29 protein-coding genes, 1 tRNA gene and 1 pseudogene are annotated in these 25,720 nt (G+C 51.1%); 13 read left to right on the forward strand and 18 right to left on the reverse strand.

Features of this window, described 5'->3' with window-relative positions:
* Positions 1–2: 2 nt before the first annotated feature.
* From cimA to AB8881_11870, 4 genes are all read left to right on the forward strand, one after another.
* Positions 3–1,619: a citramalate synthase gene (gene cimA / locus AB8881_11855; GenBank protein XDZ63226.1), complete on the forward strand. Its 1,617-nt coding sequence runs from the start codon at positions 3–5 to the stop codon at positions 1,617–1,619.
* Positions 1,616–2,425: an RNA methyltransferase gene (locus AB8881_11860; GenBank protein ID XDZ63227.1), complete on the forward strand. Its 810-nt coding sequence runs from the start codon at positions 1,616–1,618 to the stop codon at positions 2,423–2,425. Before cimA ends, AB8881_11860 begins: the two co-directional genes overlap by 4 nt.
* 160 nt (positions 2,426–2,585) lie before the next feature.
* Positions 2,586–3,212, forward strand: a complete 627-nt coding sequence (gene rpsD, locus AB8881_11865) for a 30S ribosomal protein S4 (protein XDZ63228.1) — start codon at positions 2,586–2,588, stop codon at positions 3,210–3,212.
* A 212-nt stretch (positions 3,213–3,424) separates the two neighbouring features.
* The gene (locus tag AB8881_11870) at positions 3,425–3,802 is read left to right on the forward strand and encodes an antibiotic biosynthesis monooxygenase (GenBank protein XDZ63229.1); all 378 of its coding nucleotides are present in this window, start codon (positions 3,425–3,427) and stop codon (positions 3,800–3,802) included.
* Positions 3,803–3,849: 47 nt separating this feature from the next.
* Here AB8881_11870 and grxD read toward each other — a convergent pair whose 3' ends face one another.
* From grxD to purB, 7 genes are all read right to left on the reverse strand, one after another.
* A complete protein-coding gene (gene grxD, locus AB8881_11875) occupies positions 3,850–4,188 on the reverse strand; it encodes a Grx4 family monothiol glutaredoxin (protein ID XDZ63230.1) in 339 nt (112 codons plus the stop codon).
* Between the two features lie 47 nt (positions 4,189–4,235).
* A complete protein-coding gene (locus AB8881_11880; GenBank protein XDZ63231.1) occupies positions 4,236–4,472 on the reverse strand; it encodes a BolA family protein in 237 nt (78 codons plus the stop codon).
* A gap of 76 nt (positions 4,473–4,548) precedes the next feature.
* On the reverse strand, positions 4,549–6,759 hold the full coding sequence (purL, locus tag AB8881_11885; GenBank protein XDZ63232.1) for a phosphoribosylformylglycinamidine synthase subunit PurL: 2,211 nt from the start codon (positions 6,757–6,759) through the stop codon (positions 4,549–4,551).
* Entirely contained in the window at positions 6,756–7,460 is a 705-nt protein-coding gene (gene purQ / locus AB8881_11890) for a phosphoribosylformylglycinamidine synthase subunit PurQ (GenBank protein XDZ63233.1), read from the reverse strand. The genes purL and purQ overlap by 4 nt, the downstream gene beginning before the upstream one ends.
* 49 nt (positions 7,461–7,509) lie before the next feature.
* Positions 7,510–7,758 (reverse strand): phosphoribosylformylglycinamidine synthase subunit PurS, encoded by a 249-nt coding sequence (purS, locus tag AB8881_11895; protein ID XDZ63234.1) that lies wholly within the window; start codon positions 7,756–7,758, stop codon positions 7,510–7,512.
* Between the two features lie 50 nt (positions 7,759–7,808).
* Positions 7,809–8,543: a phosphoribosylaminoimidazolesuccinocarboxamide synthase gene (purC, locus tag AB8881_11900; GenBank protein XDZ63235.1), complete on the reverse strand. Its 735-nt coding sequence runs from the start codon at positions 8,541–8,543 to the stop codon at positions 7,809–7,811.
* 46 nt (positions 8,544–8,589) lie between these two features.
* Positions 8,590–9,882: an adenylosuccinate lyase gene (gene purB / locus AB8881_11905; protein XDZ63236.1), complete on the reverse strand. Its 1,293-nt coding sequence runs from the start codon at positions 9,880–9,882 to the stop codon at positions 8,590–8,592.
* Positions 9,883–9,988: 106 nt separating this feature from the next.
* Between purB and AB8881_11910 the strand changes: the two genes are divergently transcribed.
* Positions 9,989–10,180, forward strand: coding sequence for a hypothetical protein (locus AB8881_11910; GenBank protein ID XDZ63237.1), 192 nt, complete (start codon positions 9,989–9,991; stop codon positions 10,178–10,180).
* Here the strand turns inward: AB8881_11910 and radC are convergent.
* Both radC and map read right to left on the reverse strand, forming a co-directional pair.
* Positions 10,103–10,966, reverse strand: a complete 864-nt coding sequence (radC, locus tag AB8881_11915) for a DNA repair protein RadC (GenBank protein ID XDZ63238.1) — start codon at positions 10,964–10,966, stop codon at positions 10,103–10,105. The two genes, AB8881_11910 and radC, sit on opposite strands and share 78 nt — an antisense overlap.
* 75 nt (positions 10,967–11,041) lie before the next feature.
* Positions 11,042–11,833: a type I methionyl aminopeptidase gene (map, locus tag AB8881_11920; GenBank protein XDZ63239.1), complete on the reverse strand. Its 792-nt coding sequence runs from the start codon at positions 11,831–11,833 to the stop codon at positions 11,042–11,044.
* Between the two features lie 237 nt (positions 11,834–12,070).
* Between map and AB8881_11925 the strand changes: the two genes are divergently transcribed.
* The gene (locus AB8881_11925; protein ID XDZ63240.1) at positions 12,071–12,850 is read left to right on the forward strand and encodes a competence/damage-inducible protein A; all 780 of its coding nucleotides are present in this window, start codon (positions 12,071–12,073) and stop codon (positions 12,848–12,850) included.
* 31 nt (positions 12,851–12,881) lie between these two features.
* Here the strand turns inward: AB8881_11925 and AB8881_11930 are convergent, their stop codons facing one another.
* Entirely contained in the window at positions 12,882–13,727 is an 846-nt protein-coding gene (locus AB8881_11930; protein XDZ63241.1) for a rhomboid family intramembrane serine protease, read from the reverse strand.
* Between the two features lie 171 nt (positions 13,728–13,898).
* Here AB8881_11930 and AB8881_11935 point away from each other — a divergent pair, with 171 nt between their 5' ends.
* From AB8881_11935 to AB8881_11965, 7 genes are all read left to right on the forward strand, one after another.
* Positions 13,899–15,155 carry a hypothetical protein gene (locus tag AB8881_11935; protein ID XDZ63242.1) on the forward strand — a complete coding sequence of 419 codons (1,257 nt, stop codon included), beginning with the start codon at positions 13,899–13,901 and terminating at the stop codon, positions 15,153–15,155.
* A 106-nt stretch (positions 15,156–15,261) separates the two neighbouring features.
* Entirely contained in the window at positions 15,262–15,792 is a 531-nt protein-coding gene (locus AB8881_11940; GenBank protein XDZ63243.1) for an adenine phosphoribosyltransferase, read from the forward strand.
* Positions 15,782–16,354, forward strand: coding sequence for a 5'-methylthioadenosine nucleosidase (locus AB8881_11945; protein ID XDZ63244.1), 573 nt, complete (start codon positions 15,782–15,784; stop codon positions 16,352–16,354). Before AB8881_11940 ends, AB8881_11945 begins: the two co-directional genes overlap by 11 nt.
* 245 nt (positions 16,355–16,599) lie before the next feature.
* Entirely contained in the window at positions 16,600–17,445 is an 846-nt protein-coding gene (locus tag AB8881_11950) for a TauD/TfdA dioxygenase family protein (protein XDZ63245.1), read from the forward strand.
* Between the two features lie 347 nt (positions 17,446–17,792).
* Entirely contained in the window at positions 17,793–18,092 is a 300-nt protein-coding gene (locus tag AB8881_11955; GenBank protein ID XDZ63246.1) for a hypothetical protein, read from the forward strand.
* A gap of 36 nt (positions 18,093–18,128) precedes the next feature.
* The gene (locus AB8881_11960) at positions 18,129–18,716 is read left to right on the forward strand and encodes a hypothetical protein (GenBank protein XDZ63247.1); all 588 of its coding nucleotides are present in this window, start codon (positions 18,129–18,131) and stop codon (positions 18,714–18,716) included.
* Between the two features lie 11 nt (positions 18,717–18,727).
* Complete coding sequence (locus AB8881_11965) at positions 18,728–19,012, forward strand: hypothetical protein (protein ID XDZ63248.1); 285 nt, start codon at positions 18,728–18,730, stop codon at positions 19,010–19,012.
* A gap of 4 nt (positions 19,013–19,016) precedes the next feature.
* On the opposite strand, the gene AB8881_11970 is transcribed toward AB8881_11965, so the two are convergent.
* From AB8881_11970 to AB8881_12005, 8 genes and pseudogenes are all read right to left on the reverse strand, one after another.
* Entirely contained in the window at positions 19,017–19,511 is a 495-nt protein-coding gene (locus AB8881_11970) for a tyrosine-type recombinase/integrase (GenBank protein ID XDZ63249.1), read from the reverse strand.
* 8 nt (positions 19,512–19,519) lie between these two features.
* A complete protein-coding gene (locus tag AB8881_11975) occupies positions 19,520–19,867 on the reverse strand; it encodes a hypothetical protein (GenBank protein ID XDZ63250.1) in 348 nt (115 codons plus the stop codon).
* Positions 19,868–19,891: 24 nt separating this feature from the next.
* The gene (locus tag AB8881_11980) at positions 19,892–20,077 is read right to left on the reverse strand and encodes a DUF6538 domain-containing protein (GenBank protein ID XDZ63251.1); all 186 of its coding nucleotides are present in this window, start codon (positions 20,075–20,077) and stop codon (positions 19,892–19,894) included.
* A gap of 77 nt (positions 20,078–20,154) precedes the next feature.
* Positions 20,155–20,239 (reverse strand) — tRNA-Leu (locus tag AB8881_11985).
* 90 nt (positions 20,240–20,329) lie between these two features.
* Positions 20,330–20,953, reverse strand: a complete 624-nt coding sequence (locus AB8881_11990; protein ID XDZ63252.1) for a sarcosine oxidase subunit gamma — start codon at positions 20,951–20,953, stop codon at positions 20,330–20,332.
* Complete coding sequence (locus AB8881_11995) at positions 20,946–23,903, reverse strand: sarcosine oxidase subunit alpha family protein (protein XDZ63253.1); 2,958 nt, start codon at positions 23,901–23,903, stop codon at positions 20,946–20,948. Before AB8881_11995 ends, AB8881_11990 begins: the two co-directional genes overlap by 8 nt.
* A 95-nt stretch (positions 23,904–23,998) precedes the next feature.
* Positions 23,999–24,268, reverse strand: a pseudogene (locus AB8881_12000) (sarcosine oxidase subunit delta).
* Positions 24,269–24,296: 28 nt separating this feature from the next.
* Entirely contained in the window at positions 24,297–25,547 is a 1,251-nt protein-coding gene (locus AB8881_12005) for a sarcosine oxidase subunit beta family protein (protein ID XDZ63254.1), read from the reverse strand.
* Positions 25,548–25,720 lie beyond the last annotated feature (173 nt).

Genomic DNA, 25,720 nt, shown 5'->3' on the forward strand with positions numbered 1-25,720 from the left:
CAATGGGTAGCGATAAGATATGGCTGTTTGACACCACATTACGTGATGGTGGGCAAACCCGCGGCGTTGATTTTTCACGTGCGGACAAGGTTGCTATCGCGCAGGCTCTAGATGACATCGGGATTAATTATATCGAGGCTGGCTGGCCGGGGGCAAACCCAACCGATGATGCCTTTTTCGCCAAGCCCCCATCGCTGAAAAAGGCCAAGCTTGTTGCCTTTGGCATGACGCGGCGCGGCGGGCGCAGTACCGCCAATGATCCCGGGCTAAGCGCGGTGATTGATGCCGAGGCTGATGCCGCGTGCCTTGTTGGAAAAACGTGGGATTTTCATGTCAAAACCGCGTTAAATACGACGCTGGATGAAAATTTGGAAATGATCCGGCAATCATTAATCGCTGCCGCTGATCGTGGCCGTGAGCCAATATTTGATTGCGAGCATTTTTTCGACGGCTATAAAAATAACCCGGATTTTGCGCTTGATTGCATCCGCGCGGCACAGGAAGGTGGCGCAACATGGGTGGTCTTGTGCGATACGAACGGCGGCACGCTTCCTGATGAAGTGTTTGAAATTGTCAGTGCAGTCCACAAAAAAATGCCAGACGTTCGACTTGGTATTCATTGCCATAATGATGCCGGTGTTGCGGTGGCAAATTCACTGGCGGCAATCGCGGCTGGTGCGCGTCAAGTGCAGGGCACGATCAACGGCCTTGGCGAGCGTTGCGGCAACGCCAACCTGATCACCCTGATCCCGACATTGGTGCTAAAGACTGACTATGAAACCAGCATCTCCGAGGCCAGCTTGCCAAAGCTGATGGGGCTGTCACGGTTTCTTGATGACCGGTTGAACCGTACGCCTGATGCGCACGCGCCTTATGTCGGGGCGGCGGCATTCGCCCATAAGGGCGGTCTGCACGCCTCAGCAGCGCAAAAGGATCCGCGTACCTATGAGCATGTGCCGCCGGAAAAAGTCGGTAATGAGAGGCATTATCTTGTGTCCGATCAGGCTGGTCGTTCAAATATGCTGGCGCGGTTTGCCGAGTTCAATATTGAAATTGACCCCAAGGATAAACGGCTGGATACGCTGATTAGCGTGGTGAAAGCCAAGGAGTTCGAGGGCTGGTCGTTTGATTCTGCCGAAGCCAGCTTTGAGTTGTTGGCGCGCCAGATGCTGGGCGAGGTTCCGGAATATTTCCGCATTGGCCGGTTTCGCGTGATGGATGAACGCAGGTTCAATGCGCGCGGTGAATTGGTCGTTGAGTCCGAGGCGACAACAACAATTTTTGTTGGTGATGAATGTTTCCATGAGGCCGCCGTTGGTAATGGCCCGGTGAATGCAGTTGATACAGCGATGCGCAAAGCGCTGGTGGCAGCTTATCCATCCTTGGCCGATGTTGAGCTGGTCGATTATAAGGTGCGTATTCTCGATGCGGCCGAAGGCTCTGGAACGGGTGCGATTACCCGGGTGATGATCGAATTTTGCGTCCCTGATGGTACCGTGTGGCGCACTGTTGGATTGTCGACGAATATCATTGATGCGTCGGTTGCCGCGCTTGGCGATGGCATGATTTGGAAATTGCAGCATGATCAGATCGCTGGCCCAAAGCCAAAAATAAAATGATGACGTTACCAACGGCGCCAATCGTCATTTTGGCGCGTCCTCAAATGGGCGAAAATATCGGCGCTGCGGCGCGTGCCATGATGAATTGCGGCCTCTCTGAGCTGCGGCTTGTTGCGCCGCGTGATGGGTGGCCGAATCCGGCAGCGTTACCGATGGCTGCAGGTGGTAGCCAGATTATTGAAAATGCGCGTGTTTTTGACAGTCTGGCCGCGGCGGCGCATGACGTGTCCTTGATGCTGGCAGCAAGCGCGAGGCGGCGTGACCTTCCGATTAAAAGTACTAATCCACGCGCTGCGGCGGCGATGATGCTGGCGCATGACCGGAATAACGCCACACATCCTGATCAATCACCAACCGGCCGGACGGCGATGCTATTTGGGCCAGAGGCATCTGGGCTGGATAATGATGAGGTGGTTCTGGCGGATGTTCTGGTGACAGCGCCGCTAAACCCGTCATATCCGTCGCTTAATCTTGCGCAGGCAGTTTTGCTAATGGCCTGGGAATGGCGGATGGCAGCGCATCTAGAGGCGGTGGCGGGAGCCGAAAATACGGTCGGGCAAGCCGGACATATGCCGCGCCCTGTTCAGGAATTACCCGACGCGCGGCAGGCATCGGTTAAAGAGCGCGATTTTTTCTTTCAGCGGCTTGAAAATGCGCTGGATGATGGCGGGTTCTTTACCGCCCCTGATATAAGTAATGTGGTAAAGCGGAACCTGCGGGCTTTATTTACCCGTGCCGGCCTTTCGGCGCAGGAAATCAGCACGCTTCATGGGGTGATTCAAGCGTTGACGCGAAAGCGGCGATAACCACAGCGAAATTCGTTGACAAACCGCGGAAAACCCCATAGTTTGCCGCAAATTCTCGGGAAAGTGGATTGCACCAGCGGGGTGTGATGCCGGTCAAGATAGCAAATAATTGCGCTATTGCGACCCTACCGGGACAACAACGGAACAAAAGGAGCCAAAAATGGCAAAATCCGATCATAAGCGGCATTCCGCGAAACATAAAATTGACCGCCGTCTTGGTGTAAACCTATGGGGTCGTCCAAAATCTCCTGTAAATTCACGCGAATATGGCCCGGGCCAGCATGGTCAGCGCCGCAAAAAGCCAACTGACTTTGGTGTTCAGTTGATGGCCAAGCAAAAGCTTAAAGGCTATTACGGCAATATCGGTGAAAAGCAGTTCAAAAAATATTATGCCGAGGCTGTGCGCCGCCGCGGTGATACAGGCCAGAACCTGATCGGTATTCTTGAATGCCGTCTTGATGCTGTTCTGTATCGCTCGAAAATGGTTCCAACCGTTTTTGCCGCGCGCCAGACCATCAACCACGGCCATGTTTTGGTAAATGGCAAGCGTTGTAACATTGCGTCAGTCATGTTGAAGCCGGGCGATGTGATCAGCCTGAAAGACAAGGCAAAGAACATCCCAGCGGTTCTTGATGCGATTGCGTCAGTCGAGCGTGATGTTCCTGAATATGTCGATGCTGACCATGGAAAATTCTCGGCAACTTTCTTGCGGGTGCCAGCGCTGGATGAGGTGCCTTACCCAGTTCAGATGGAACCAAATCTGGTGGTCGAATATTACTCACGTTAATCACTGAGGGTGGCAAACAGCCGTTCGAGCCAGATCAAATTCAAAAAGGCGGTACGCAAGGTGCCGCCTTTGTTTGTGCCGTCTTTTTTGGTGCACCCTTTTGGATGCCTCCCTTTTTGATGCCAAAGTCGGCAACCGCTTATCACCCCTATTAAAATCTATTTAAGTGCGTTTATCATAACCCAATATTCACGAGTGATATGGAGGTCTTGATGACTGATGGCGGTGGCAATGCAGATAGCGACTGGCCGGAACGCTATTTTGCGGTGATTTTTACGAGTCAGCGCAGCCTCAGCGGCGACGATATCTATGAAATTGCGGCCAACAGGATGGTGACTTTGGCGCAGCAACAGCCGGGGTTTCTTGGGGTTGAGTCGGTTCGTGCCGATGACGGGATCGGGATTACCGTATCTTATTGGACGGATCGCGATGCGATTAGCCAATGGCGCCATAATGCCGAACATATGGCAACCCAAGCGATGGGGCGTCAGGAATTTTATGATTGGTACCGGATACGCATCGCCGAGGTCGTTTCCGAACGGGCGTTTTTGTCCGATAATATTGTTCAAGGCCAGCCCGCCAGCGATTAGGCAGCGATGCCTAAATCTGCCAGCGGAGTGGATATTTGGATCGGCACTTAGCTTGGGCGGGCGTCAATGCCATGTGTCTGGAACATTTCGGTCAGTTCGCCAGTTTCATACATCTCACGAATGATGTCGCAGCCGCCAACAAACTCACCTTTTACATAAAGCTGGGGAATCGTTGGCCAGTCTGAATAGGCCTTGATACCTTCGCGAATATTATCATCTTCAAGGACGTTGATACCGCGAAATTTCACGCCAAGATGTGATAGCACACCGACAACAGCGGCAGAAAATCCGCATTGTGGAAAAACCGGAGTGCCTTTCATGAAAAGCACGACCTGCTCGCTGGCAATTTCATTATCAATGCGGGTCTTGAGTGCATCATCCAACATAATTCTGCTCCTAAAACTGGGGGTTATGCCCTGTTGGCCTTCGGGGGTTATTCTTGTGGTGCCGATGTTTGCAGGGCCAGTGCGTGTAGCTCGCCGCCCATGCGCCCACCAAGTGCCTTATAAACCATTTGGTGCTGCTGAACGCGGTTTTTGCCAGCAAAGGCAGCCGAGATCACATTACAGGCGTAATGGTCGCCATCACCGCGTAAATCTTCAATAGTTATGGTGGCATCAGGGAAGGCGGCACTGATCAAAGCTTCTATTTCGCTTGCTGCCATTGCCATAATCGCTGCTCCTTATTTCCGCCGTTTGGCTCATCGCCGTTTGGTTACCTATATTATGGCTGTTGCCTGATTGTGCCTAGCCCGCCATCAATGCAGGGATAGTCGCTTCAAAGACAACACCCAACTCACTAACTGATATGGCATCGCTGGCACCGAATTTCAATTCACCGCTAGCCGAAACCTTACCAATCTTTGTGATTTCAACGCCAGCATCTTTTGCGGCTGAAATTAATGCTGAATGATTGGCCGTGGTCACGACAAACCGCGCCTGATCTTCACCAAAGGCCCAGCCATGCAGCTGGCCCGCCTGCGGCACCGTGATATCAGCCCCAAAACTGGACCGGATTGCCATTTCGGCAATGGCAACGGCAAGGCCGCCATCGCTGATGTCATGCGCCGCGCTGATGCTGCCGCCCAAAATCTGTTCACGGACAAAGCTGCCATTTTTTAACTCAGCATCTAGATTAACCGGCGGCGGTGCGTAAATCGCTTGGTCGCCGTGCAGTTGCTGATAAACCGAGGCACCGAGCCAGCCGTCATTCACAATGTCGCTTTGACCAACAACGAAAATATCCTCACCGTCGGCAACAAACCTGTTACCGGCGGCATGGTCAACATCTTCGATCACACCAACCATGCCAATCACCGGACAGGGCTGAATTGCGTTGCCATCGGTTTCGTTATAAAGCGACACATTGCCCGAAACCACAGGGGTATCCAGATGGCGCGCAGCTTCACCCATGCCAAGCACCGACTCGACAAGCTGGGTCATGATTTCCGGCTTTTCAGGATTGCCAAAGTTCAGATTATTAGTGATCGCAAGCGGGGTTGCACCAATCGCTGAAAGGTTACGATAGGCCTCGGCAACCGCCTGTGCGCCGCCGGTTTTCGGATCAGCTTCAACATAGCGTGGGGTACAGTCGGTACTCATTGCAAGGCCGCGCTTGCTGCCATGCACCCTGATTAAGGCCGCATCGCCGCCCGGGCCCGCAACTGTATCGGCCATCACCTGACTGTCATACTGCTCATAGATCCAGCGGCGACTTGCAAGATTAACATCGCCAAGCAGTGATTTCAGCACCGTGGAAATTGGCGCATCACTGGCAATATCTGCGCTCGGCAGCTGCACGCGCACCGGTGCATCGCCATACGGGCGATCATATTCAGGCGCGTCATCAACCAGCGGGCCAATCGGAATATCACAAGCAGTGCCGCCATCTTTTAAAAGGATCAGGCGGCCCGTTTCGGTAACCCGCCCAATCGGCATGAAATCGAGATCCCATTTGTTGAAAATCGCCCGTGCCGTCTCTGTGGCATCAGGCCTTAGCACCATCAGCATCCGTTCTTGCGACTCTGACAGCATCAGCTCATAAGCCGACATATCTTCTTCGCGTGCGGGCACAAGATCAAGATCAATCTCCATGCCAAGACCGCCCTTTGACGCCATCTCAACCGATGATGATGTCAGACCAGCAGCGCCCATATCTTGAATGGATAATACCGAGTCCGATGCCATCAGCTCAAGACAGGCCTCCATCAGCAATTTGCCGGTGAACGGATCACCAACTTGAACGGTCGGGCGCTTGCTTTCGGTTTCGTCAGAAAATTCGGCTGATGCCATCGTTGCGCCATGAATGCCATCACGGCCAGTCTTGGCGCCAACATAAATCACCGGATTGCCCGGGCCGGTCGCTGCTGAACGGAAAATACGGTCGCTATTGGCGAGGCCAACCGCCATCGCATTGACCAGAATATTACCATTATAGGATTTGTCGAAATTGACCTCGCCGCCAACAGTGGGAATGCCAATGCAATTGCCATAGCCGCCGATGCCAGACACAACACCGCCAACAAGATGTCGGGTCTTCACGTGGCTGGCCTCGCCAAAACGTAACGCATTCAGCAATGCAACCGGACGTGCGCCCATCGTGAACACATCGCGTAAAATCCCGCCAACGCCCGTTGCCGCGCCCTGATAAGGCTCGATAAAGGATGGGTGATTATGGCTTTCAATTTTGAAAATAGCGGCCAGCCCGTCACCGATATCAACCGCCCCCGCATTCTCGCCCGGCCCCTCGATCACTTGCGGGCCGTCAATCGGCAGGGTCTTTAACCATTTCTTCGACGATTTATACGAGCAATGTTCCGACCACATGGCCGAGAATATTCCAAGCTCACAAAGATTTGGCGTCCGGCCAAGGCGCTGATTAATCAACGCCCACTCATCACGCGAAAGCCCCATTGCGGCGGCATTTTCAAAAGTCATTACATCGGATGCTGCGTTCATGATACCAGCGCCTCAAGTGATTTTAACAGGAATGTGGCGCCGTCAGTGCCGCCATGCAATTTTGACATGGCGCGTTCGGGGTGTGGCATCATGCCAAGAACGCGGCCATTGTTTGATAGAACGCCGGCGATATCGCGCGATGCACCATTCGGGTTTGCCGGACCAACCGCGTCGCCGTTTACATAGCGGAACGCAACCTGACCATTGCCCTCAAGCCGGTCAAGCTCGTCATCATCAGCAAAATAATTACCCTCATTATGCGCCACAGGGATGGTCAAATCCTCGCCCATGGCAAGGCCAGCGGTAAAGGGGGACGACAGCGTTTCACATAGCTGCAACCGTACATTGCGGCAGGTAAACTTTAATCCCGCATTGCGAATCAGAACCCCGGGAACCATGCCGGTTTCGGTTAGGACCTGAAAGCCGTTGCAAATCCCCATCACAGCCCCGCCGCGTGCCGCATGGTCAAGCACCGCATTCATAATGGGTGAGCGCCCAGCAAGCGCACCGCAGCGCAAATAATCGCCAAAAGAAAAGCCGCCGGGGATAATCACCAGATCGGCTGGATCCAGCGAGGCTTCTTTGTGCCAGACAAGGGCAGGGCGGCGAGAGGTCAATTGTTCAATGGCAACCATCATATCCCGATCACAATTCGATCCCGGGAAAATGATGATGGTAACGCGTAAGGCTGAGAGGGTCATGGTCTGTTTCGCATTATTGTTTAGGGGTGACGATTGACGCGATTGGCGTCTATTCTTCGTCGGGAATATCGATTGAATAATCCTCAATCACTGTGTTCGATAGTAATGTCTCGCACATACGGGCAACACGCTGGCGAAGCCGCGCCGGATCAGTCTCGTCAATCTCCAGCAAAATCTGTTTGCCAACCCGCACGTCACTCACCTCGTTAAAGCCAAGATCATTAAGCGAATGCGAGATTGCCCGTCCTTGCGGATCAAGAACGCCCTCTTTTAGTGATATATTTACAATGGCTTGCATCTTTATGCCCTTTATAGTTGTGTCGTCTGGATGGTGCTATCACCATTTAATTAATCGGTTTGTGGCACCTTCACACCGAGGCGCCGCGCAATTTCCTGATAGGCTTCGACCAGCCCACCAAGATCACGGCGAAACCTGTCCTTATCCATCTTTTCGTTGGTCTCTGCATCCCAGAGGCGACAATTATCGGGGCTGATTTCATCAGCAAGCATGATCTCGATACCATCATCGGTCTCGTAGCGACCAAATTCTAGCTTGAAGTCAATCAGCCGAACGCCGATGCCGAGGAATAATCCGGTTAGAAAATCATTAATTCGCAATGTGTCTTCGACGATGATTTCCAACTCTTCCGGCGTTGCCCAGCCAAAGGTAAAGATATGTTCGGGGGCGATAATTGGGTCACCCAGCTTGTCATCCTTCAAACAGAACTCAACAAGCGTGTTATTCAGCATCGAGCCTTCTTCAAGCCCAAGCCGCGGGCAGATTGAACCGGCTGCTACATTTCGTACAACCACCTCAACTGGAATGATTTCCAGTTTGCGGATAAGCTGTTCACGGTCGCTAATCCGGCTGATGAAATGGTTAGGAATACCCAGTTCAGCAACCGCCAGCATAATATGCTCGCTGATATAGTTATTCAGTATCCCCTTGCCGGTGATGACGTCTTTCTTCTGTGCATTAAATGCGGTGGCATCATCTTTAAAATGCTGAATTAAGGTGCCAGCCTCCGGCCCGTCAAAAATAACCTTGGCCTTGCCTTCATAAAGCGGTTTTTTACTTGTCATGGTTTAAAATCCCAGTGGTGGCCAGTTTACGGCCAGATTTTGAAAACTAGCCGAATACCCGTTCAAAGATCGTATCAACATGGCGGAAATGCTGGTCAAGGTCGAAAAGCGCATCTAGCTCGCTACTGCTCAAATTCGCTGCAACATCCGTGTCGGCTTTCAATTTATCGAGATAGCTGCCGCCTTCTGCCCAGATTTTCATCGCATTGCGCTGAACATATACATAGGCATCTTCACGGCTGACCCCTTTTTGGGTCAGTGCCAGCAAAACCTGCTGCGAGTGCACAAGACCGCCCAGTTTATCAAGATTGGCCTGCATTGCCTCAGGATAGATCAACAGATTCTCGATAACGCCGGCAAGACGGTGCAGGGCAAAATCAAGCCCGATTGTGGCATCGGGGCCAAACACCCGCTCAACTGATGAATGCGAAATATCGCGCTCATGCCACAGCGCGACATTTTCCAAAGCTGGCACCACGGCGGCGCGAACAATGCGGGCGATGCCGGTCAAATTCTCGGTTAAAACCGGGTTACGCTTGTGCGGCATGGCAGATGAGCCCTTTTGCCCAGCCGAGAAAAACTCCTCGGCTTCACGCACTTCAGTGCGCTGCAAGTGCCGAATTTCTGTTGCCAGCCGTTCAACCGAGCTTGCCACCACACCCAAGGTCGCAAAAAACATCGCATGACGATCGCGCGGGATCACTTGCGTTGAGACCGGCTCAATCGTCAGCCCCATTTTTTCGGCAACATGTGCCTCAACCGCCGGATCGATATGTGCAAAAGTTCCAACCGCACCGGATATCGCGCAGGTAGCAATTTCCTGCCGCGCGGCCACCATACGGTCACGGCAACGCTTAAACTCGGCATAAAAGCCAGCCAGCTTTAGACCAAAGGTTACCGGTTCGGCATGAATGCCGTGACTGCGGCCAATGGTTGGTGTGCGTTTATGCTCAAAGGCGCGTGTTTTCAGCCCGGCAAGCAAACGGTCAATGCCACCGATTAACAGGTCGGCGGCGCGCGCCATCTGTACCGATAATGTGGTGTCGAGAACATCCGATGAGGTCATGCCCTGATGCACAAAGCGGGCATCTTCGCCGATATATTCTGCCAGATTGGTCAGAAATGCGATCACATCATGTTTGGTTTCGCGCTCAATCTCGTTGATTCGATCAATGTCAAAAGCGCCTTTTTCCCAGACGACAGCCGCAGCCGATGCAGGAATTACGCCCAAATTTGCCTGTGCGTCACAGGCATGTGCTTCGATTTCAAACCAAATCTGGAACTTGCTTTCCTCAGACCAGATTGCGCTCATTTCTGGCCGGGAATATCGCGGGATCATACTTCTAATACCTTTTGCGTTAAATGGAGCTTGGGTATAGCATTGGGATGGGTAAAAAGCCAGCGCATAACTAGTCATTGTGGCTATTTTGGTAAGGGGTATCTATATGCTGATTCGCCGTTTTGTTGTTGCTGCATTGATGCGCGCCGCGCGCAATCCAGACGTGCAAAAAAAGGCCGGCGAAATGGCAGGAAAAGCCCTTGATGCGGCCCGTCCATCGTTATTGCGCGCCAGCCGCAAAGCCGGCGAGCTTACCCGCAAGGCCGCTGCCAAGCTGCGTGACGACGCCGAGCGATAACGCCAGTTCTTTATATCTTTGGTGTATTTCTGGTGCATCTCTGTTGCATATTGGTGCATCTGTGGAAAGTTCCTGGAGATGGCCGAGGCTTTTCAGGCTAACACAATTTATACCGGCAACGATCAAATGATCATGCAATGTAATCCCCATCACCGCCAACGCCTTGTCGATATCCTTTGTTACCGAGATGTCGGCGCGTGACGGTTGGGTTTCGCCGCCCGGATGATTGTGAACAATGATCACCGCATGGGCAAAGTGCTGAAGGGCAAGATTGACAATTTCGCGCGGGTAAACCGACGTCTGGTTCACCGTGCCGCGTGAAATAGTTTCATCGGCAATCAGCGGGTTCTGGCTATCAAGCAGTAACAGCATCACATATTCGATCGGCTGATGCGCCAATTTATTGATACAGTAATCCTGCACATCCATCCAATGCGTTAAAACCGGTTTCCCTTTGATCCGTGAGTGGCTGATTCGAAGGCCGGTTGTCTCGGCAACCTTAAGCGCGGCAATTGCCGCATCGCCCATATCCTTTACTGCCCGCAACTCGGTCGGCGTCGCCCTTAGTACCGCTGGCAGGCTTATGAATATCTTGACGAGCCGCTTTGCCAAAGGCTTGGTGTCGCCACGTGGAGCGCCCGCATAAAGCAGCATTTCTAGAATTTCCAAATCGGTCAGGGCAGTGCCGCCCTTTTCCAAAAGCTTTTGCCGCATACGGGCACGGTGCCCCTTAGTATCATGCGATGCTAGCGCGGGTGGCTTGGGCGGGTCTGAAGGTTTGGACATAGCCAAACAGATAACCCATTAGGGTTAAAATTGGGTTAATTGCCCGTTAAAGGGGGGTGCAGCTTGCCGATTTTGTTAGCTAGCATAGGGCGGCAACGTCAGCCCAGCAGGTGATCTTGTGAATATTTCGGCGTCGCCTTCGGTAATGCCGATCGAATGTTCAAACTGTGCCGACAGGCTTTTGTCTCGTGTAACCGCTGTCCACCCATCATTTAGAATTTTGGTCTCGGCGCGGCCAGCATTGATCATAGGTTCGATGGTAAAGATCATCCCCGGTTCAAGCACCATGCCGCTGCCAGCCTCGCCATAATGCAACACGGTCGGGGCTGTGTGAAACACCTGTCCAAGGCCATGTCCGGTAAAGTCACGAACCACCGAATAGCGGCATGATTCGGCGTAGGATTGAATGGCATGACCAATATCGCCAAGCGTGTTTCCGGCTTTGGCCACGGCAATGCCGCGCATCAGGCATTCATAAGTTACCTCGGTAAGGCGTTGGGCTTTGATTGATGGCTCGCCAACATAAAACATGCGTGAGGTATCGCCGTACCAGCTGTCCAATATCACGGTGATGTCGATGTTCAGAATATCGCCGTCACGCAATGTTTTTGGCCCGGGAATTCCGTGGCAAACAACATGATTAAGCGAGATGCAGGTCGATTTCGGAAAGCCCTTGTAATTCAGCGGGGCAGGCGAGGCGCCATGTGCCAGAATATAATCATGGCAAAGCTTGTCCAGATGTTCGGTGCTAGCGCCGGCGATCACGTGCGGGGTAATCATGTCCAATACCTCGGCGGCAAGGCGGCCTGCTTTATGCATGCCAGCAAAGCCTTCGGCACCATGTCGGATCACTGTATCGCTTCGCATTTTTACCCCTATGGAATACCCCTATGGGTGGTCGTCTTCGTCGTGCGGACAGGCGCTAACGTTATTCTTCACTAGTGTGATGCCGCTGGAATAGCATATTTTGTCTGGCGCGAAACCTATAAACTGCAATAAACACCGGATGAGCGGTCTCGGCCGCATCAAGTTATTTGACACATCGCGCATATTTGACCAAAGTCCCATCTTTGATTTTTGTCCCTAAATTCAAGGTTTCCGATCATGACATCTTCGCCGAATCCTACCGCCGCCATAATTGTTATTGGCGATGAAATCCTGTCGGGTCGCACCAAGGATAAAAATATTGGCTGGCTGGCTGAACAGCTTGGCGCGCAGGGCATCCAGCTTTGTGAGGCGCGGGTGATTGCCGACAAGAAACAGGTGATCATCGACACGGTGCAAACATTGTCAAAAGCCTATGATCTGGTGTTTACCAGCGGCGGTATTGGGCCGACGCATGATGATATCACGACTGATGCGGTGGCGGCTGCCTTTGGCGTGCCGGTTATTCGTCACCCCGAGGCTGAACGCCGGCTCATCCTGCATTATGCCAATACCGACCTTGAATTTAATGCAGCACGCCAGAAAATGGCGGATATTCCAGATAATGCTGTGTTGATTGATAATCCGCTATCGGCGGCACCTGGCTATATCATCGACAATGTTCACGTGCTTCCCGGAGTGCCAACGATCTTGCAAGCCATGTTTGAAGGGCTGAAACCACGTTTGCCGGGCGGTATTGTGATGACGCGGATTACGGTTCAATGTTCGACCGGCGAGGGTAATATCGCCACAATATTGTCAGATGTCGAGGCAAGCCATGACGGGGTTAGTGTTGGCAGCTACCCATGGATGAAGCCGGGAAATTTTGGCACCGCAGTTGTTGTTAGCGGCCTTGATGCCGAGATTACCACAGCTGCAGCAAAGGCAGTCGAAGCCGGTGTGCGGGCGTTTGGCGCCGCGGCAAATATCGTCAATGCCGATGGCACGTTGCAGGACTGAACCGAACAATGTTTGGCATCCCCTGATGCCTTTAACCCCAGGGTCCCTTTGGCCGTGTTGGCTTTGTCGACGGAATTGACGTGCGTGTTGTCTGGCCGGCATTGCGCTGAAATCTTTTGCGAGCGTCTCGCTTCATCTCATCAAAACTTATCGGCTGACCTGACCATGTTTTCGGTGGCTGGCCGCGATCAAACAGCGATATATGGCGCTTTTTGAAAAGCGGAACCAGCACAAGACCGGCAATAAAACCGCCAATATGCGCCATATAGGCAACACCGCCACCATCCCCGCTAAGGGCCTGTGGCGCCGCGGCAAATTGCAGGCCAATCCAGCCACCAAGCACCAGCCATGCTGGCAGATTTATAAAGCGGAAAAAGACGATGATAATCACCAGACAGCGTACCGCGGCCTTTGGGTGTAAAACAAGATAGGCGCCAAGCACCCCAGCAATCGCCCCCGATGCACCAACCATGGGAATGGGCGAAGACGGGTCGATCAGGCCTTGTGACAAGGCAGCGATCAGACCGCACAGACAATAAAAGACGATGAAACGTCCGCGACCCATCGCCTCTTCAACATTATCGCCAAAAATCCACAAATACAGCATATTGCCGCCAAGGTGTAGCCAGCCACCATGTAGAAACATCGAGGTAAAGATTGTCGCCCAGCTCGGAACAATGATCATTTCGGCCGGAAGTGTATCGCCCTTGAAAACGATCGTGGGAACAAAGCCCAATTGATACAGCGCCAACCGTGCAGCCACCTCGTCAAGCGACTGCTGCCAGAAAAAGATGGCAACACAGGCGGCGATGATTAGCCAGACGATAAAGGGCCGTCGGCCAGTTGCATTTTCATCAAAAAGTGGGAAGAAAAACATAAATATGTCCGCATGTGATCATTACCAGCAACCTACCCCGCCTTGAGCGGATCAGCAAATAACTTTGAAGAAAGGCTTTTATCGGCATTATTGTTTGTCAAAAAAGGTCGCAAGGTCACAATTTTGCCAGAAATCAAGCAAACCCCAACAGCATCAAAAGGAGAGAATTAAATGAACATCAAACGAAGCCGTTCCAGCGAGGTTTCGCCCGGACAGCCGAAGATATTCAGGCGATCCATGATGAAGCGAGCGATTATGCGGTCGCTGGTGGGGCTGATGATTTTCCTGTCTTCTTGGGCTGTTTCATCTGTCATGGCTGCCACAATTGTAACGCTGGATAATGGCGTGGAGGTGCGGTTCAAAGACGGTCAGTTTGATGCAAAATCATTTAATATGCGGGTAAATTCTGTTGAGTTTTACAACGACGGCAAGCTTTTTGCGTTGGCTGATACGATGCAACTGGAAGTCGAACCGCACGCCGATGGCAAGCACTTGATTGTTAAGGATTCTGAGATGACCGGCTTTGTTCTGCCGGATAAGGGGCTAGAGTTTGGCAAAGTTGTTTTGCGCAATTTGATGATCAAGGACAAAGGTAATTTATTTGCTGCTGATTTCGACCGGCTGGCAGATAGTTTGATGGATAATGCCTATATCGGGCTGTTTGATTTTTTGGTCAGGCATGATGAAGCGATTGGTTTTGATGCTTATGTCCATGCGGTTGAAATTTCACCAGTGAGGCTGAAGGCCTTGCCGAACGGTGACATTTACTACAGCGAATTGGGGCTTCGTGGGGCGATGGATCTAACGCGGCGTGATGATAATAGCCAGACGAAGTCACTTAGTCAGAACGACATGATCGGCTATGCAGCTTTACAAAAACTGAACTTTGACAAGATTAAACTCGCCTTTGATATCCAGCATAAAATGTCTGAAGATGGTGTTTCGCTCTATTTAGAAAGCACAGGAAATTTGGATATAGAACAGCAATTTGTTAGCGGTTTTAATCTGGCTATGCAGATGCCGCTGGCATCCTTTTATAAGATGGAAAACGCAGCCGAGCTTGAAGGTGAGGAGGCTTTCTTTGCTTTGTTGCAATCCGATGCGGCGCTTGCCAATTTCAGTTTTGATATTCGTGATCGTGGATTGCTTGGCAAAGTGATGGCAATCATTGCCGAAGAACGGGCACAATCGGTCGATGCGGCGCGTGCTGAAATCAGTTTGATGCTAGACCAAGCCATGCGTGAGGCACTGCCGGCAGAGGGTGCAAAACTTGCCATGGCAATTGATCATTTCTTGCGTCAAGGTGGAAAATTGCGTATTGCAATGACGCCGGATGAGCCGTTGCCGCTGATCAGCCTTGGCGGTTTTCTGATTGCCCCTGATCTTATGGTCAGAACGAGCAATATCACCACCCAACGGCTGGATTAGCGCGCGGTAAATCAGGTTTATAGTGCGCAGAGACGCGATATAAATCCGCGAGAAGTAACGTGTGATCAGGTAAAAGCGACTAGAGTCGGTGTTAGGGAGGTTTTGGGTGTCGAGCGGGTTGATTGATTTTGGCGAATATATCGCCAGCTATCCAGATTTTCCAAAGCCCGGAATCCTGTTTCGTGATATCAGCCCGCTATTAGCATCGGCTGCGGGCATGAACCACGCTATCGACCAGTTTGCCGCACAATTATCGGCATTTGATATTGGCCTGATTGCCGGCATTGAGTCGCGCGGGTTTTTGTTTTCAACATTGTTGGCATCACGGCTGAACATCGGCTCAATGATGGTGCGCAAACCGGGAAAATTGCCGGGCAAACTGGTGCGTGCCGGTTATGATTTGGAATATGGAACTGCCGAATTAACCATCCAGCAAGATGCGCCGGTAAAGGGGCGTCAGCTGTTGTTAATTGACGATTTGCTTGCCACCGGGGGAACCATGATTGCGGCGAAATCATTGCTTGAGTCCTGCGGCGCGATAGTGCCCGCCTGCGCCGTTGTGATTGAGCTGGCTGCTCTTGGCGGACGGGCGCGTTTAAACGCGCCTCTAATCGCGCTCAAGAGCTATGATGACTAGATTTAATCCGCAAACAACGCTGCTTGTGGTGGCTTTGGAAAATGAGCTTCCGCGTGCAATGGCGGCGGGGTGGAACATTGTTTATACTGGCGTTGGTAAAATTAATGCGGCCATGACATTGTGTGATGCGATTGCGAAATATCAACCGCAACAGGTGGTAAATTACGGCAGTGCCGGCGCGCTTCGTCCCGGCCTTAGCGGCTTGCATATCGTAACCCGTTTCCTGCAGCGTGATATGGATGTACGGGCGCTGGGGTTTGCGCTTGGTCAAACGCCCTTTGAAGATGATATCGAAATCAGCACCAAGGGTGAGGGATTAAGCTGTAGCTCCGGTGATCAATTTGTCAGCGCGCCGCCCGAAATCGCCAGTGACCTTGTTGACATGGAAGCTTATGCACTGGCCAAGATTTGCCGGCAAAAGGCCATTGATTTTCATTGTTTCAAGTTTATTTCAGATAATGCAGATGGTGACGCTGCTGGGGATTGGAGTCAGCACCTAGCCACTGGTGCCAAGCTGTTTGCGGCTGAAATCCTCGATAAATCACCGACCAAAACCGCTTAATAATTAACCAGCAACCGGTTTCGGTTAATGGCCCGCCGCTTGGCCCAATTGATCCTTGATTGACAGGATTGCAGGTTTTTGAAAGGCTAGTTGCGCTGGCTTTGCCATGGGGTGCGTTGCTGCGGGTGCGTAAAATAGGGGCAAGGCAAGCAGGTTATTGATCGTTAATGGTGATAAGTAATTGATATGGTTACCAGCTAGGTCAATCTTGGGAGGAGGCTGTAATACTCGAAAATGCTGAAATCGTGCCATTGACTGGGGCGCTTGGCGCTGAGGTTAATGATGTGCAACTTGCCGATCTTGTAAAGCGTAATGACCGCAGCAATGCTGATGCGCTTGGTCGAATGCTGGTGAAGAATAAGGTGCTGGTGTTTCGTGATCAGCACCCTGACCCTCAAACGCATGTCGAAGTTGCAAAATTGCTGGGTGAATTAGCGCCGGCCGTGCCGATGTATCCAAAGGTGGCTGGATTTGAGGATATTATTATTATCCGCAATGATGATGATAATCCGCCCGAAAATGAGGTTTGGCACGCAGATATGACCTATCGCGAGGTGCCAATTTTTGCTGCCGTACTGCATGGGGTTCATGTTCCCCCTGTTGGTGGTGACACTCTATGGGTTGATATGGTCGCGGTCGCCAAGGGCCTGTCAGAGCCAATGCGCCAGTTCCTGCGAGGGCTGACATCGCGCCACACGATCGAAAAAGGCTTTTCGTTTGTTACCGAGAACGGACAGGATGATCGCGCTGCCGAGCTGGCTAAAACCATAGGTAAACATAACCGAACCAATCACCCCGTTATGCGTGTTCATCCGGTAACGGGCGAGGAAACATTATTTGTCAACGCGGCCTTTACCGAAGCGATAAATGAGCTGACCGCCGCCGAGTCTGATGCGATGCTTCGCCATCTCTATAGTCATATTGATAATCCGCGCTATCAGATGCGGGTGAAATGGCGTCCGGGAACGGTTGTTATGTGGGATAATTGGGCAACGCAGCATTTTGCCTGCGGGGATCATTATCCGTCATTCCGCGAAGTACAGCGGGTGACGGTAAGGGCGCCGCACCATGAGAGCTTTGCCGCAAACTAGATACCGGCGGGACGTGATCACCGGTCACGTCTGACATTAATATACGGATGTCTAGGGTTCTATAACATACTGATATTACTTGAGGTCAGTAGTGACTGGTGCTTGGGGGATGCGTCTTTGTCTCCCCGCCCGCACCATTCGCTGTAACACTTTATGTGTAACTGATTGAAATGCTTCACTTCATGTGTCTGCATGATGATTGGTGTGCAACAGAATGAGTTTCCTCCTTGGAAAGAAATTCAACACAAGGAACAACAAAAAACACAAGGAACAACAAAAAACGATGTCGAAAAGTATATATATTTAATGTTAGCGCTTTGTGATCAACATTGCTCTAAAAATATGTGATGTATGAAATAATCAGAATCATTGCTAGTTCACAACTCAAGATATTCCTATCAAATGGATATTCTTTAGAGCTTCTATTTTTTTTGGCACGTAATGATGGTCGTTACTCAATATCAGAAACCTATGCTTTACTTGCATCGCCTAAACCTCAAAAACCTTCTTTTGACAAATTCATTCAACGCTTGTTGGCGGCCAATTTTATTCATACAACAACGGGCCCTGACAAAAGAAAAAAATCCTTGTCTTTGTCAGACGAAACAAAAGCATGCATGGCAACACTAAAGATTAATTCCTTTTAAACTAACATTTAAATTGTAACCTTGGATCTAAGAAACATGAATTTGATACGCAGCCTTTCTCAACACTGGATTGGCATTTCGATGCTTGCTTATATTTTTGCACTTATAATCCAGCAGCACCTTATATTTCCGTTGGAAATTAGGCTCACGAGTGAGAATGCTGCTCTTGCTAGCTTTCTTTTCTTCCCTCATGCAGTGCGTGTCTTGAGTGCATGGTTGCTCGGACCAAAGTCGCTGATAGCTATGGTTCCAGTCGCTATTGGACTCTCCTTGATAAGCGATACAATGCCTCACACAGAGTATGAATTTCTTGCGCATACTATAATGCCCACTTTTTCAGCTTGCTCTGCAGTAATGGCATTTGAATTCATGCGGTTTTGCAAGATAGATGCTTATCCAAAAGATATTGGTGTAATCAGCTGGCGAACTGTCCTGTTTGGGGGGGTGTTTGCCTCAATTATAAACTCATTAGGCTCTTCTTGGTTAAAGTCTGGTCTTTTTGCACCAAGTGAATTAATGGAAGTAATTATCAGGTTTATTGTTGGTGACACTTTAGGTCTGTTGTTTGGTATGCTAGTTATTATGTTAATATTTAGACAACTTCGACAAATTGCGCAGGCCTAAGGGGGAAACCGATGTCAAATCGCAAAGTGTTTGCAGACCTCTTAAAGGTCACACAATCAATGGAAACAGATTTAGGTTTGAGTGCGCTGACACAAACTGACAAGCAAGTTCTTGCTTCTGTAGTTTTGATAACTGAAGATGGCAAAAGAGATGCCTTACTTGATGATATCAGGACCCATAGCTTGGTCGATACAATACCAACGCCTTCTTTATATAGGTCACTTAAAACCCTCATTCAAAAAGGCTTGGTTCAGAAGGTTGGCTCCGAAAGGTCGGGGATTTATCGTCTGGCTTAAATAGCTAGTGTGTTATCCGTTTCATCCACTTCTCCAAGACATTCAATGGATACCCATTCCCATATCCATGCCCTATGCCAGATGTCTTCCAGCCTCCTATGGCATCCACGATGTCACTAGGACACTCTACTGCTCTTAACCTATCTCTGAGGCTATGCCTGAAGCTATGTATGACACAGTTATCAGGCACATATTGATGCAGCCACTTGTTCAATCCACCACTAGCTGAGTTAGCTTTGCAGCTTCTTTCATCGCAGTATCGTGGAAAGGCAAAGATACTATCATTATTGGCATCTAAAAGGCGTTTAGAAGCCCAAAGAGCTTCTTTAGTAAGAGGTATGAGTCTTTGGCTGCCTTTAGTCTTAAGACTCCTCCACGGATGTGGTTTGAGGTCTATATGAGGAATAGGTTCATCAAGTTTGATATCCTCTTTCAATAGACCAGCTGCTTCACCCAATCTCATGCCAGTGTCACTGATAAGAGCAATAAGCCATCGCATCTCATCGTCTATGTCTTTGCAAAGGCATTAGAACAATCAAATCCTTCTTCTGAGATAGCTAGATTTATAATGGCTCTAACAGAGGCAAAGACACGCTTAACTGTCTTAATACCCATGCCTTGCCCAATGCACCAATCACGGAACTGAGCAGCTTCATTGGATGAATATGAGGATATGGGTCTATCGCCAAGCAACTTAGTTACATAGCCAGTATTACGATTGGCTGTTCTTATGAACACCTTGTCCTTACCCACGCCTTTCAGCCGAAGGTATAACTCACAGGCTTCTGATAGACGTAAAGTATCATTTACATGGGTATCACTTGATTTGACCACTTGAATGGCTGGTATATCCATGTTCTGAAGCCTTAAACCCAGCCATTAGTCCTCAAGGCGTTGGTTTATGGACTTGCTTGCACGAACAGCAGCAGAGGCTGATTTCGTCTTTAGACTGAAACACAGCCTTTTAACATTATAGTAGGAGGTTAAGTCGTAAGGCACACGCCTCACATAATAGTAAACACCATCACGATAAAGCAAGTGATTCGCTTCACATTTGTTTCTCATTCTGTTGCACACCAATCATCATGCAGACACATGAAGTGAGTCATTTCAATCAGTTACACATAAAGTGTTACAGAGAATGGTGCGGGCGGGGAGACTCGAACTCCCACGGCCTAAGGCCCACGGATTTTAAGTCCGTTATGTCTACCATTCCATCACGCCCGCGTGGCTGGTACGTATCAGGTGATAGCCCAGCTAATCCGATGATGCAAAAGGAAAGCTTGCTTTAGTGGCAAAAAAAATACTGTTTCTGATCTAGGTATGAAATGGCGGCGTTGTGGTAATCGCGCGCAAAAAGCTGGCGGCTGATGACCGCGCCGAAAACAGCCAGAAACAGGGCGCACCATCATCAGTGTCGGGGCGGCGCGTAATGATTACACCAAGATGTTCCATCATTGTTCGGGCGGTGGTGCCAATCGGCATCGCAGCCGCGCTGCAATCAATTGGACAAATTCTCTCGAGAATCTGGCGTGCCTCTATCCCGCTTAGCGCCAAGACAGCCCATGAGTCCGATTGATCAGTCATTGCAAGATGGGGTTTCGTATTTTTACCCAATAAACCAATCGCCGCGTCTAGCGGATCGCTTTGATTATCGTCAAACACCAAAAACCACTGATTATGCGCGCTTGGCATGATGAAACAGCGGCCCTTGCCAGTTCGCTCGAGCGCCATTGTTGCCGAGGGTGTGCCGGCGTTAAACAGCTTGGCAATGGCAGATTTAAAACTGGTCTCACCGCCCATAAGCGGGGCAACTGACACGATTGAAAGGTCGGTAATTTCGATGAGGCTGACGCCATCGGTAATGGCATGATGTCCCCCAAGCGGGCTTTGTGCCGTCAGGGAAAATGACGAATTGACTGCCGGATCAGACTTAGCCATGTAGCCGTGCTCCTTCCGGATCAATAAAATGCGGGCTGCATAATTCGACCCTGATATCCTGATTGCCAAGCAAATCCACGGCCCTGACGATATCACCATGACGGCTGCTGCCACGCCGGATATAGCCAAGGCCAATGGCACATTTAAGGTGCGGCGAATGGGCGACCGATGTTACCCATCCTTGATCATTTTCGGCGGTGCAACTAGCATCTAGCGCAATGAAATGGGCGCCTGCGGTCAGCCGGTTATTCACGTCAACCGGTTTTAGGCCAACCAGCTCATAATCATCATCACGAACCAGTTCAGGGCGGCGGCTCAACACAAGGCCAATCGAGTCCTTGCTTTGCGACACCATCCGGCCAAGCCCCATTTGACGCGCCGTTGTCTGGCCGTTCAATTCATTGCCAGCAACATGGCCTTTTTCAACCCGCATGACGCCAAGCGCCTCAGTGCCGTAAGCGGTAACCCCAAATTCTTTACCTTCTGTCATTAACGCCCGCATCATCATGTCACCATAGCGGGCAGGAACAGCAATTTCATAGGCAAGCTCGCCCGAAAAAGAGATGCGGAAAAGGCGCGCTTTAATCCCCCCGCAAACGCGTATCTCGCCGCAAGCCATAAACGGAAATGCCGCGTTCGAGATATCGACGCCCTTATCCACCAGCTTTTCCAATAATTGCCGCGACTTTGGCCCAGCAACCGCATATTGCGCATATTGCTCGGTCACCGAGATTAGCTGTACATCCAACTCAGGCCACAAGCATTGATGGGCAAATTCAAGGTGCCTGAAAACACCAACGGCGTTGGCTGTCGTCGTCGTCATCAAATAATGGGTTTCACCAAGCCGTGCCGTGGTGCCATCATCCATTACCATGCCATCTTCACGAAGCATCAGGCCATAGCGGGTCTTGCCAATTGGCAATTTTGCAAAGCCGTTTGCATAAACATGGTTCAAGAAAGCGCCAGCGTCACGGCCCTGAATATCAATCTTGCCAAGCGTCGTCACATCGCAAACGCCAACGCCAGCACGCGTGGCAAGAACTTCACGGTCAACTGATTGCCGCCATTCGGTCTCACCAGCTTTCGGGTACCATTGGGCGCGAAGCCAGGCCCCGGTTTCGACAAAAACAGCCCCCTGTTCGCGCGCCCATTTATGCGATGGGGTAAGGCGAGTTGGGCGGAAATGTTTGCCGCGGCTGCGTCCGGCAAAGGCGGCGATTGGCACGGGTGTATAGGGAGGGCGGAATATTGTTGTCCCAGTTTCAGCAATTGTCTTGCCCGAAATATCGGCCAGAATCGCGAGGCCGGGTATATTTGCAATCTTGCCCTGATCGGTGGCCATGCCAAGCGTGGTATAGCGTTTAAGATGTTCAACCGCGCGAAATCCTTCTTTATGCGAGAGTTTAATATCCTTTACCGAAACATCGTTCTGGAAATCGACAAACGCCTTTTTAGTGCTGGTTTTAACGTACCAGAATGGCTGAATTGCAAAGGCTTCGTCGGTGGCGCGCGGCGGTTTGATGCTGGCCGGTTTGCGGCCAAGGCTACGCGCGGCCTGCTGCCCCGCCTTCACCCCGGCCTTAAGACACGCATCAAGGGTCATCACGCCTTTGGCGGCTCCGGTTACAATCATGCCGTCTGGCATAATACCGCCCGGAACAAACCCGGCAATTGCGTCCTGCCAAACCGGTTTGCCGCGTTGATGACAGGTCAGATGAACATTTGGTGACCAGCCACCGGAAACTGCCAAGCAATCAGCCGGAATATGGGTGCCGTTATTTAATTGAACGCTGTTAAGGCCAAGTCTGCCGCTGGTGTTAGTAACATATCCGCCAAGCAATGTTGGCACGCCCTTGGGCGGGGTATGTGATATGTCACTGCGGCTATCAACAATTGCGGTTACTTCAACACCGGCGGCGTGCAGATCTTCGGCAGTTGACCAGCCATCATCATTATTGGTGAAAATCGCCACACGCTTTCCGGGCGCGACACCAAACCGGTTTACATAGCTGCGCACGGCACCAGCCAGCATAACGCCCGGCCGGTCATTATTGCTAAAGGCAATAGGCCGTTCATTCGATCCAGCTGCCAGAACACAGCGCTGGCTGCGGATATGCCAGAAAATCTGCCGAACGCTGTCGTTGGCATTATGCTCATTCACCCGCTCCAATGCGCCATAGCCCCCATGGTCGAACGCACCAAAAACGGTTGTTTTGGACAGGATACGCACATGATCCATCGATGCTAGCTGGGCAAGAATTGAGGCGGCAAAGGCGGCGCCTTCCATATCGTCTATTTGCTGGCGTTCGGCATTAAGCCTGCCACCAAGGCGAAAATCCTCATCCGCCAGAATAACCCGAAGCCCCGATTGGGCCGCGGCGAGTGCGGCCATTAACCCGCTTGGCCCACTGCCAATGACCAGCACATCGCAATGAAGATAGCCTTTGTCATAATTGTCGGGGTCGGCGCGGCCGGACAGGCTGCCAAGACCAGCCGCTTTCCGGATGATCGGCTCGTATAGCTTTTCCCAAAATGCGGCAGGCCACATGAAGGTTTTGTAATAAAAACCGGCACCAAGTAACGGCGATAAAAAATCATTTATCGCCATAAAATCAAATGACAATAAGCCCATTTTTGTCTGACTTTTGGCGCTCATCCCGTCAATTAGTTCAGCAGTCGTGGCGCGGCAATTGGGATCTTGATACGCACCATCACCGATTGTTACCAGCGCGTTTGGCTCTTCTGATCCGGCTGTCAAAATACCGCGTGGCCGGTGATATTTAAAACTGCGCCCGACGAGGCGAACATTATTCGCCAATAACGCCGAGGCAAGCGTATCACCTGCAAAGCCGGTATAATGCTGTCCATCAAAGCGAAAGCCTAGCGGCTGGCTGCGATCAATAAGCCCGCCCGCGATCCGGTTTTTTTGCGAAAGGCTTGCCGCACTCATGCGCCTTTTCCTTTGGCTTTAACCGTCTTTGTAGCAGCTTTTTTTGCGCCGGCTTTTTTTGCAGGTTTTTTAGGGGCGGCCGAATCAGATTTGGCAGCTTTGGCGACATCGCTGGCAATCGCGACATCAATCACCGCATGGGTTCGCGTGTCACGGGTAACGACCAGCCATGAACGGTCGCCCTGTTCATGAAACCATAATTCACGATGCAGCCCAGCCGGATTATCGCGAAGGTAGAGATAGGTATAAAAGGCATTGTCGGCGTCATCAGCCTGCCAGTCCGGCCGGTTGATCAGGCTGGCATCACCTAGAATGGTAAACTCGCTAGCGTCGCGCGGGCCAAGATGGGGATGGTTGATAATCATTTGTTTTAATCAATCCTCAAAATCTTGGTTAATGCAGATTTGGCTGGGCACCAGCCCCGCGTTCATCAATCATCGCGCCCCGCTGAAACCGGTCGAGGCGCAGTTTGGTGGCAACCTTATGCGGCGCATCATTTGCAAGAAGATGCGCAAAACACAGGCCAGATGCAGGGGTCGCCTTGAAACCGCCATAGCACCAGCCAGCGTTCAGATATAATTGATCAATCGGGGTTTTATCGATAATTGGCGATCCGTCCATCGACATATCCATGATGCCGCCCCAATTGCGCAAAAGCCGTGCACGACCAATCATCGGCATGATTGCCATGCCGCCTTCGCAAACATCTTCGAAAACCGGTAAATTGCCGCGTTGGGCATAGCTGTTATAGCCGTCAATATCACCGCCGAAGACAAGTCCGCCCTTGTCTGACTGACTGATGTAGAAATGACCAGCGCCAAAAGTGATCACACCCGGGATTACTGGCTTTAGCCCCTCGCTAACAAAGGCTTGCAATACATGGCTTTCAATCGGCAGGCGCAACCCAGCTTTGGCCATAACACGGCTGGTTGACCCAGCAACAGCAACCCCAACTTTACCGGCGCGAATTGTGCCGCGGCTGGTTTCAACGCCACTGCAGACCCCATCCTTAATCAGAAAATCTGTAACATCACAATTCTGGATGATGTCGACACCGCGCTGATCAGCGCCGCGCGCATAACCCCATGCCACCGCGTCATGTCGGGCGGTTCCAGCCCGTTTTTGCAGCAGGCCACCCATGATCGGAAAGCGGGCATTTTCATAATCTAGAAACGGACAAAGTGCGCGCAATTGGTCTTGGTTTAACAGCTCGGCATCGGCCCCATGAAGCCGCATGGCATTACCGCGCCGAACATAGGCATCGCGCTGGGCGTCTGAATGATAGAGATTAATGATGCCGCGCTGTGACATCATGACATTGTAATTGAGATCCTGCTCAAGCCCTTCCCAGAGTTTGAGTGATTTCTCGTAAAACGGTTCATTCCCATCCAGCAGGTAGTTCGATCTGACAATTGTCGTGTTACGACCGATATTGCCAGACCCAATCCAACCTTTTTCCAGCACTGCGATATTCTTGATACCATAGCGGCTGGCGAGGTAATACGCCGTAGCAAGCCCATGACCGCCACCGCCAACAATAATGATGTCGTAATGATGTTTCGGTTCGGGGTCGCGCCAAACCGGTTTCCAGTCTCGATTGCCTGTCAATGCTTGATTGATTAATGACCAGAGTGAGTAACGCATTCATGTCCCAGCGTTGAAGTATCGTATGATTACTCCTCAATGTGGCAAAGTTTACACCAAAGAAAAAGGCCTTTTTACTGATAAAATTCGACGGCTGCACTGGCTGACAAAAAAGCCTTTCAGGGCGACATTAAATGGCGTGATAGCGTCGCCCAAGGAACGGGGCGTCGGCT

It is taken from the genome of Alphaproteobacteria bacterium LSUCC0396, from assembly GCA_041228345.1.
Taxonomy (GTDB): Bacteria; Pseudomonadota; Alphaproteobacteria; order Puniceispirillales; family Puniceispirillaceae; genus UBA3439.

Excerpts from the sequence above, each read along its gene's own strand:
- AB8881_11870 (XDZ63229.1), top strand. The coding sequence starts at position 3,425 with ATGACTGATGGCGGTGGCAATGCAGATAGCGACTGGCCGGAACGCTAT.
- purC (XDZ63235.1), bottom strand. The coding sequence starts at position 8,543 with ATGACAAGTAAAAAACCGCTTTATGAAGGCAAGGCCAAGGTTATTTTT.
- AB8881_11995 (XDZ63253.1), bottom strand. The coding sequence starts at position 23,903 with ATGAGTGCGGCAAGCCTTTCGCAAAAAAACCGGATCGCGGGCGGGCTT.
- purS (XDZ63234.1), bottom strand. The coding sequence starts at position 7,758 with ATGCAAGCCATTGTAAATATATCACTAAAAGAGGGCGTTCTTGATCCG.
- AB8881_11910 (XDZ63237.1), top strand. The coding sequence starts at position 9,989 with ATGCTGATTCGCCGTTTTGTTGTTGCTGCATTGATGCGCGCCGCGCGC.
- purB (XDZ63236.1), bottom strand. The coding sequence starts at position 9,882 with ATGATCCCGCGATATTCCCGGCCAGAAATGAGCGCAATCTGGTCTGAG.
- AB8881_11965 (XDZ63248.1), top strand. The coding sequence starts at position 18,728 with ATGTCAAATCGCAAAGTGTTTGCAGACCTCTTAAAGGTCACACAATCA.
- grxD (XDZ63230.1), bottom strand. The coding sequence starts at position 4,188 with ATGTTGGATGATGCACTCAAGACCCGCATTGATAATGAAATTGCCAGC.
- purL (XDZ63232.1), bottom strand. The coding sequence starts at position 6,759 with ATGAACGCAGCATCCGATGTAATGACTTTTGAAAATGCCGCCGCAATG.
- AB8881_11860 (XDZ63227.1), top strand. The coding sequence starts at position 1,616 with ATGATGACGTTACCAACGGCGCCAATCGTCATTTTGGCGCGTCCTCAA.
- radC (XDZ63238.1), bottom strand. The coding sequence starts at position 10,966 with ATGTCCAAACCTTCAGACCCGCCCAAGCCACCCGCGCTAGCATCGCAT.
- AB8881_11955 (XDZ63246.1), top strand. The coding sequence starts at position 17,793 with ATGTATGAAATAATCAGAATCATTGCTAGTTCACAACTCAAGATATTC.
- AB8881_11960 (XDZ63247.1), top strand. The coding sequence starts at position 18,129 with ATGAATTTGATACGCAGCCTTTCTCAACACTGGATTGGCATTTCGATG.
- AB8881_11935 (XDZ63242.1), top strand. The coding sequence starts at position 13,899 with ATGAACATCAAACGAAGCCGTTCCAGCGAGGTTTCGCCCGGACAGCCG.
- AB8881_11990 (XDZ63252.1), bottom strand. The coding sequence starts at position 20,953 with ATGGCTAAGTCTGATCCGGCAGTCAATTCGTCATTTTCCCTGACGGCA.
- AB8881_11970 (XDZ63249.1), bottom strand. The coding sequence starts at position 19,511 with ATGCGATGGCTTATTGCTCTTATCAGTGACACTGGCATGAGATTGGGT.
- AB8881_11980 (XDZ63251.1), bottom strand. The coding sequence starts at position 20,077 with ATGAGAAACAAATGTGAAGCGAATCACTTGCTTTATCGTGATGGTGTT.
- AB8881_12005 (XDZ63254.1), bottom strand. The coding sequence starts at position 25,547 with ATGCGTTACTCACTCTGGTCATTAATCAATCAAGCATTGACAGGCAAT.
- AB8881_11945 (XDZ63244.1), top strand. The coding sequence starts at position 15,782 with ATGATGACTAGATTTAATCCGCAAACAACGCTGCTTGTGGTGGCTTTG.
- purQ (XDZ63233.1), bottom strand. The coding sequence starts at position 7,460 with ATGACCCTCTCAGCCTTACGCGTTACCATCATCATTTTCCCGGGATCG.
- AB8881_11975 (XDZ63250.1), bottom strand. The coding sequence starts at position 19,867 with ATGGATATACCAGCCATTCAAGTGGTCAAATCAAGTGATACCCATGTA.
- AB8881_11930 (XDZ63241.1), bottom strand. The coding sequence starts at position 13,727 with ATGTTTTTCTTCCCACTTTTTGATGAAAATGCAACTGGCCGACGGCCC.
- AB8881_11925 (XDZ63240.1), top strand. The coding sequence starts at position 12,071 with ATGACATCTTCGCCGAATCCTACCGCCGCCATAATTGTTATTGGCGAT.
- rpsD (XDZ63228.1), top strand. The coding sequence starts at position 2,586 with ATGGCAAAATCCGATCATAAGCGGCATTCCGCGAAACATAAAATTGAC.
- AB8881_11880 (XDZ63231.1), bottom strand. The coding sequence starts at position 4,472 with ATGGCAATGGCAGCAAGCGAAATAGAAGCTTTGATCAGTGCCGCCTTC.
- cimA (XDZ63226.1), top strand. The coding sequence starts at position 3 with ATGGGTAGCGATAAGATATGGCTGTTTGACACCACATTACGTGATGGT.
- map (XDZ63239.1), bottom strand. The coding sequence starts at position 11,833 with ATGCGAAGCGATACAGTGATCCGACATGGTGCCGAAGGCTTTGCTGGC.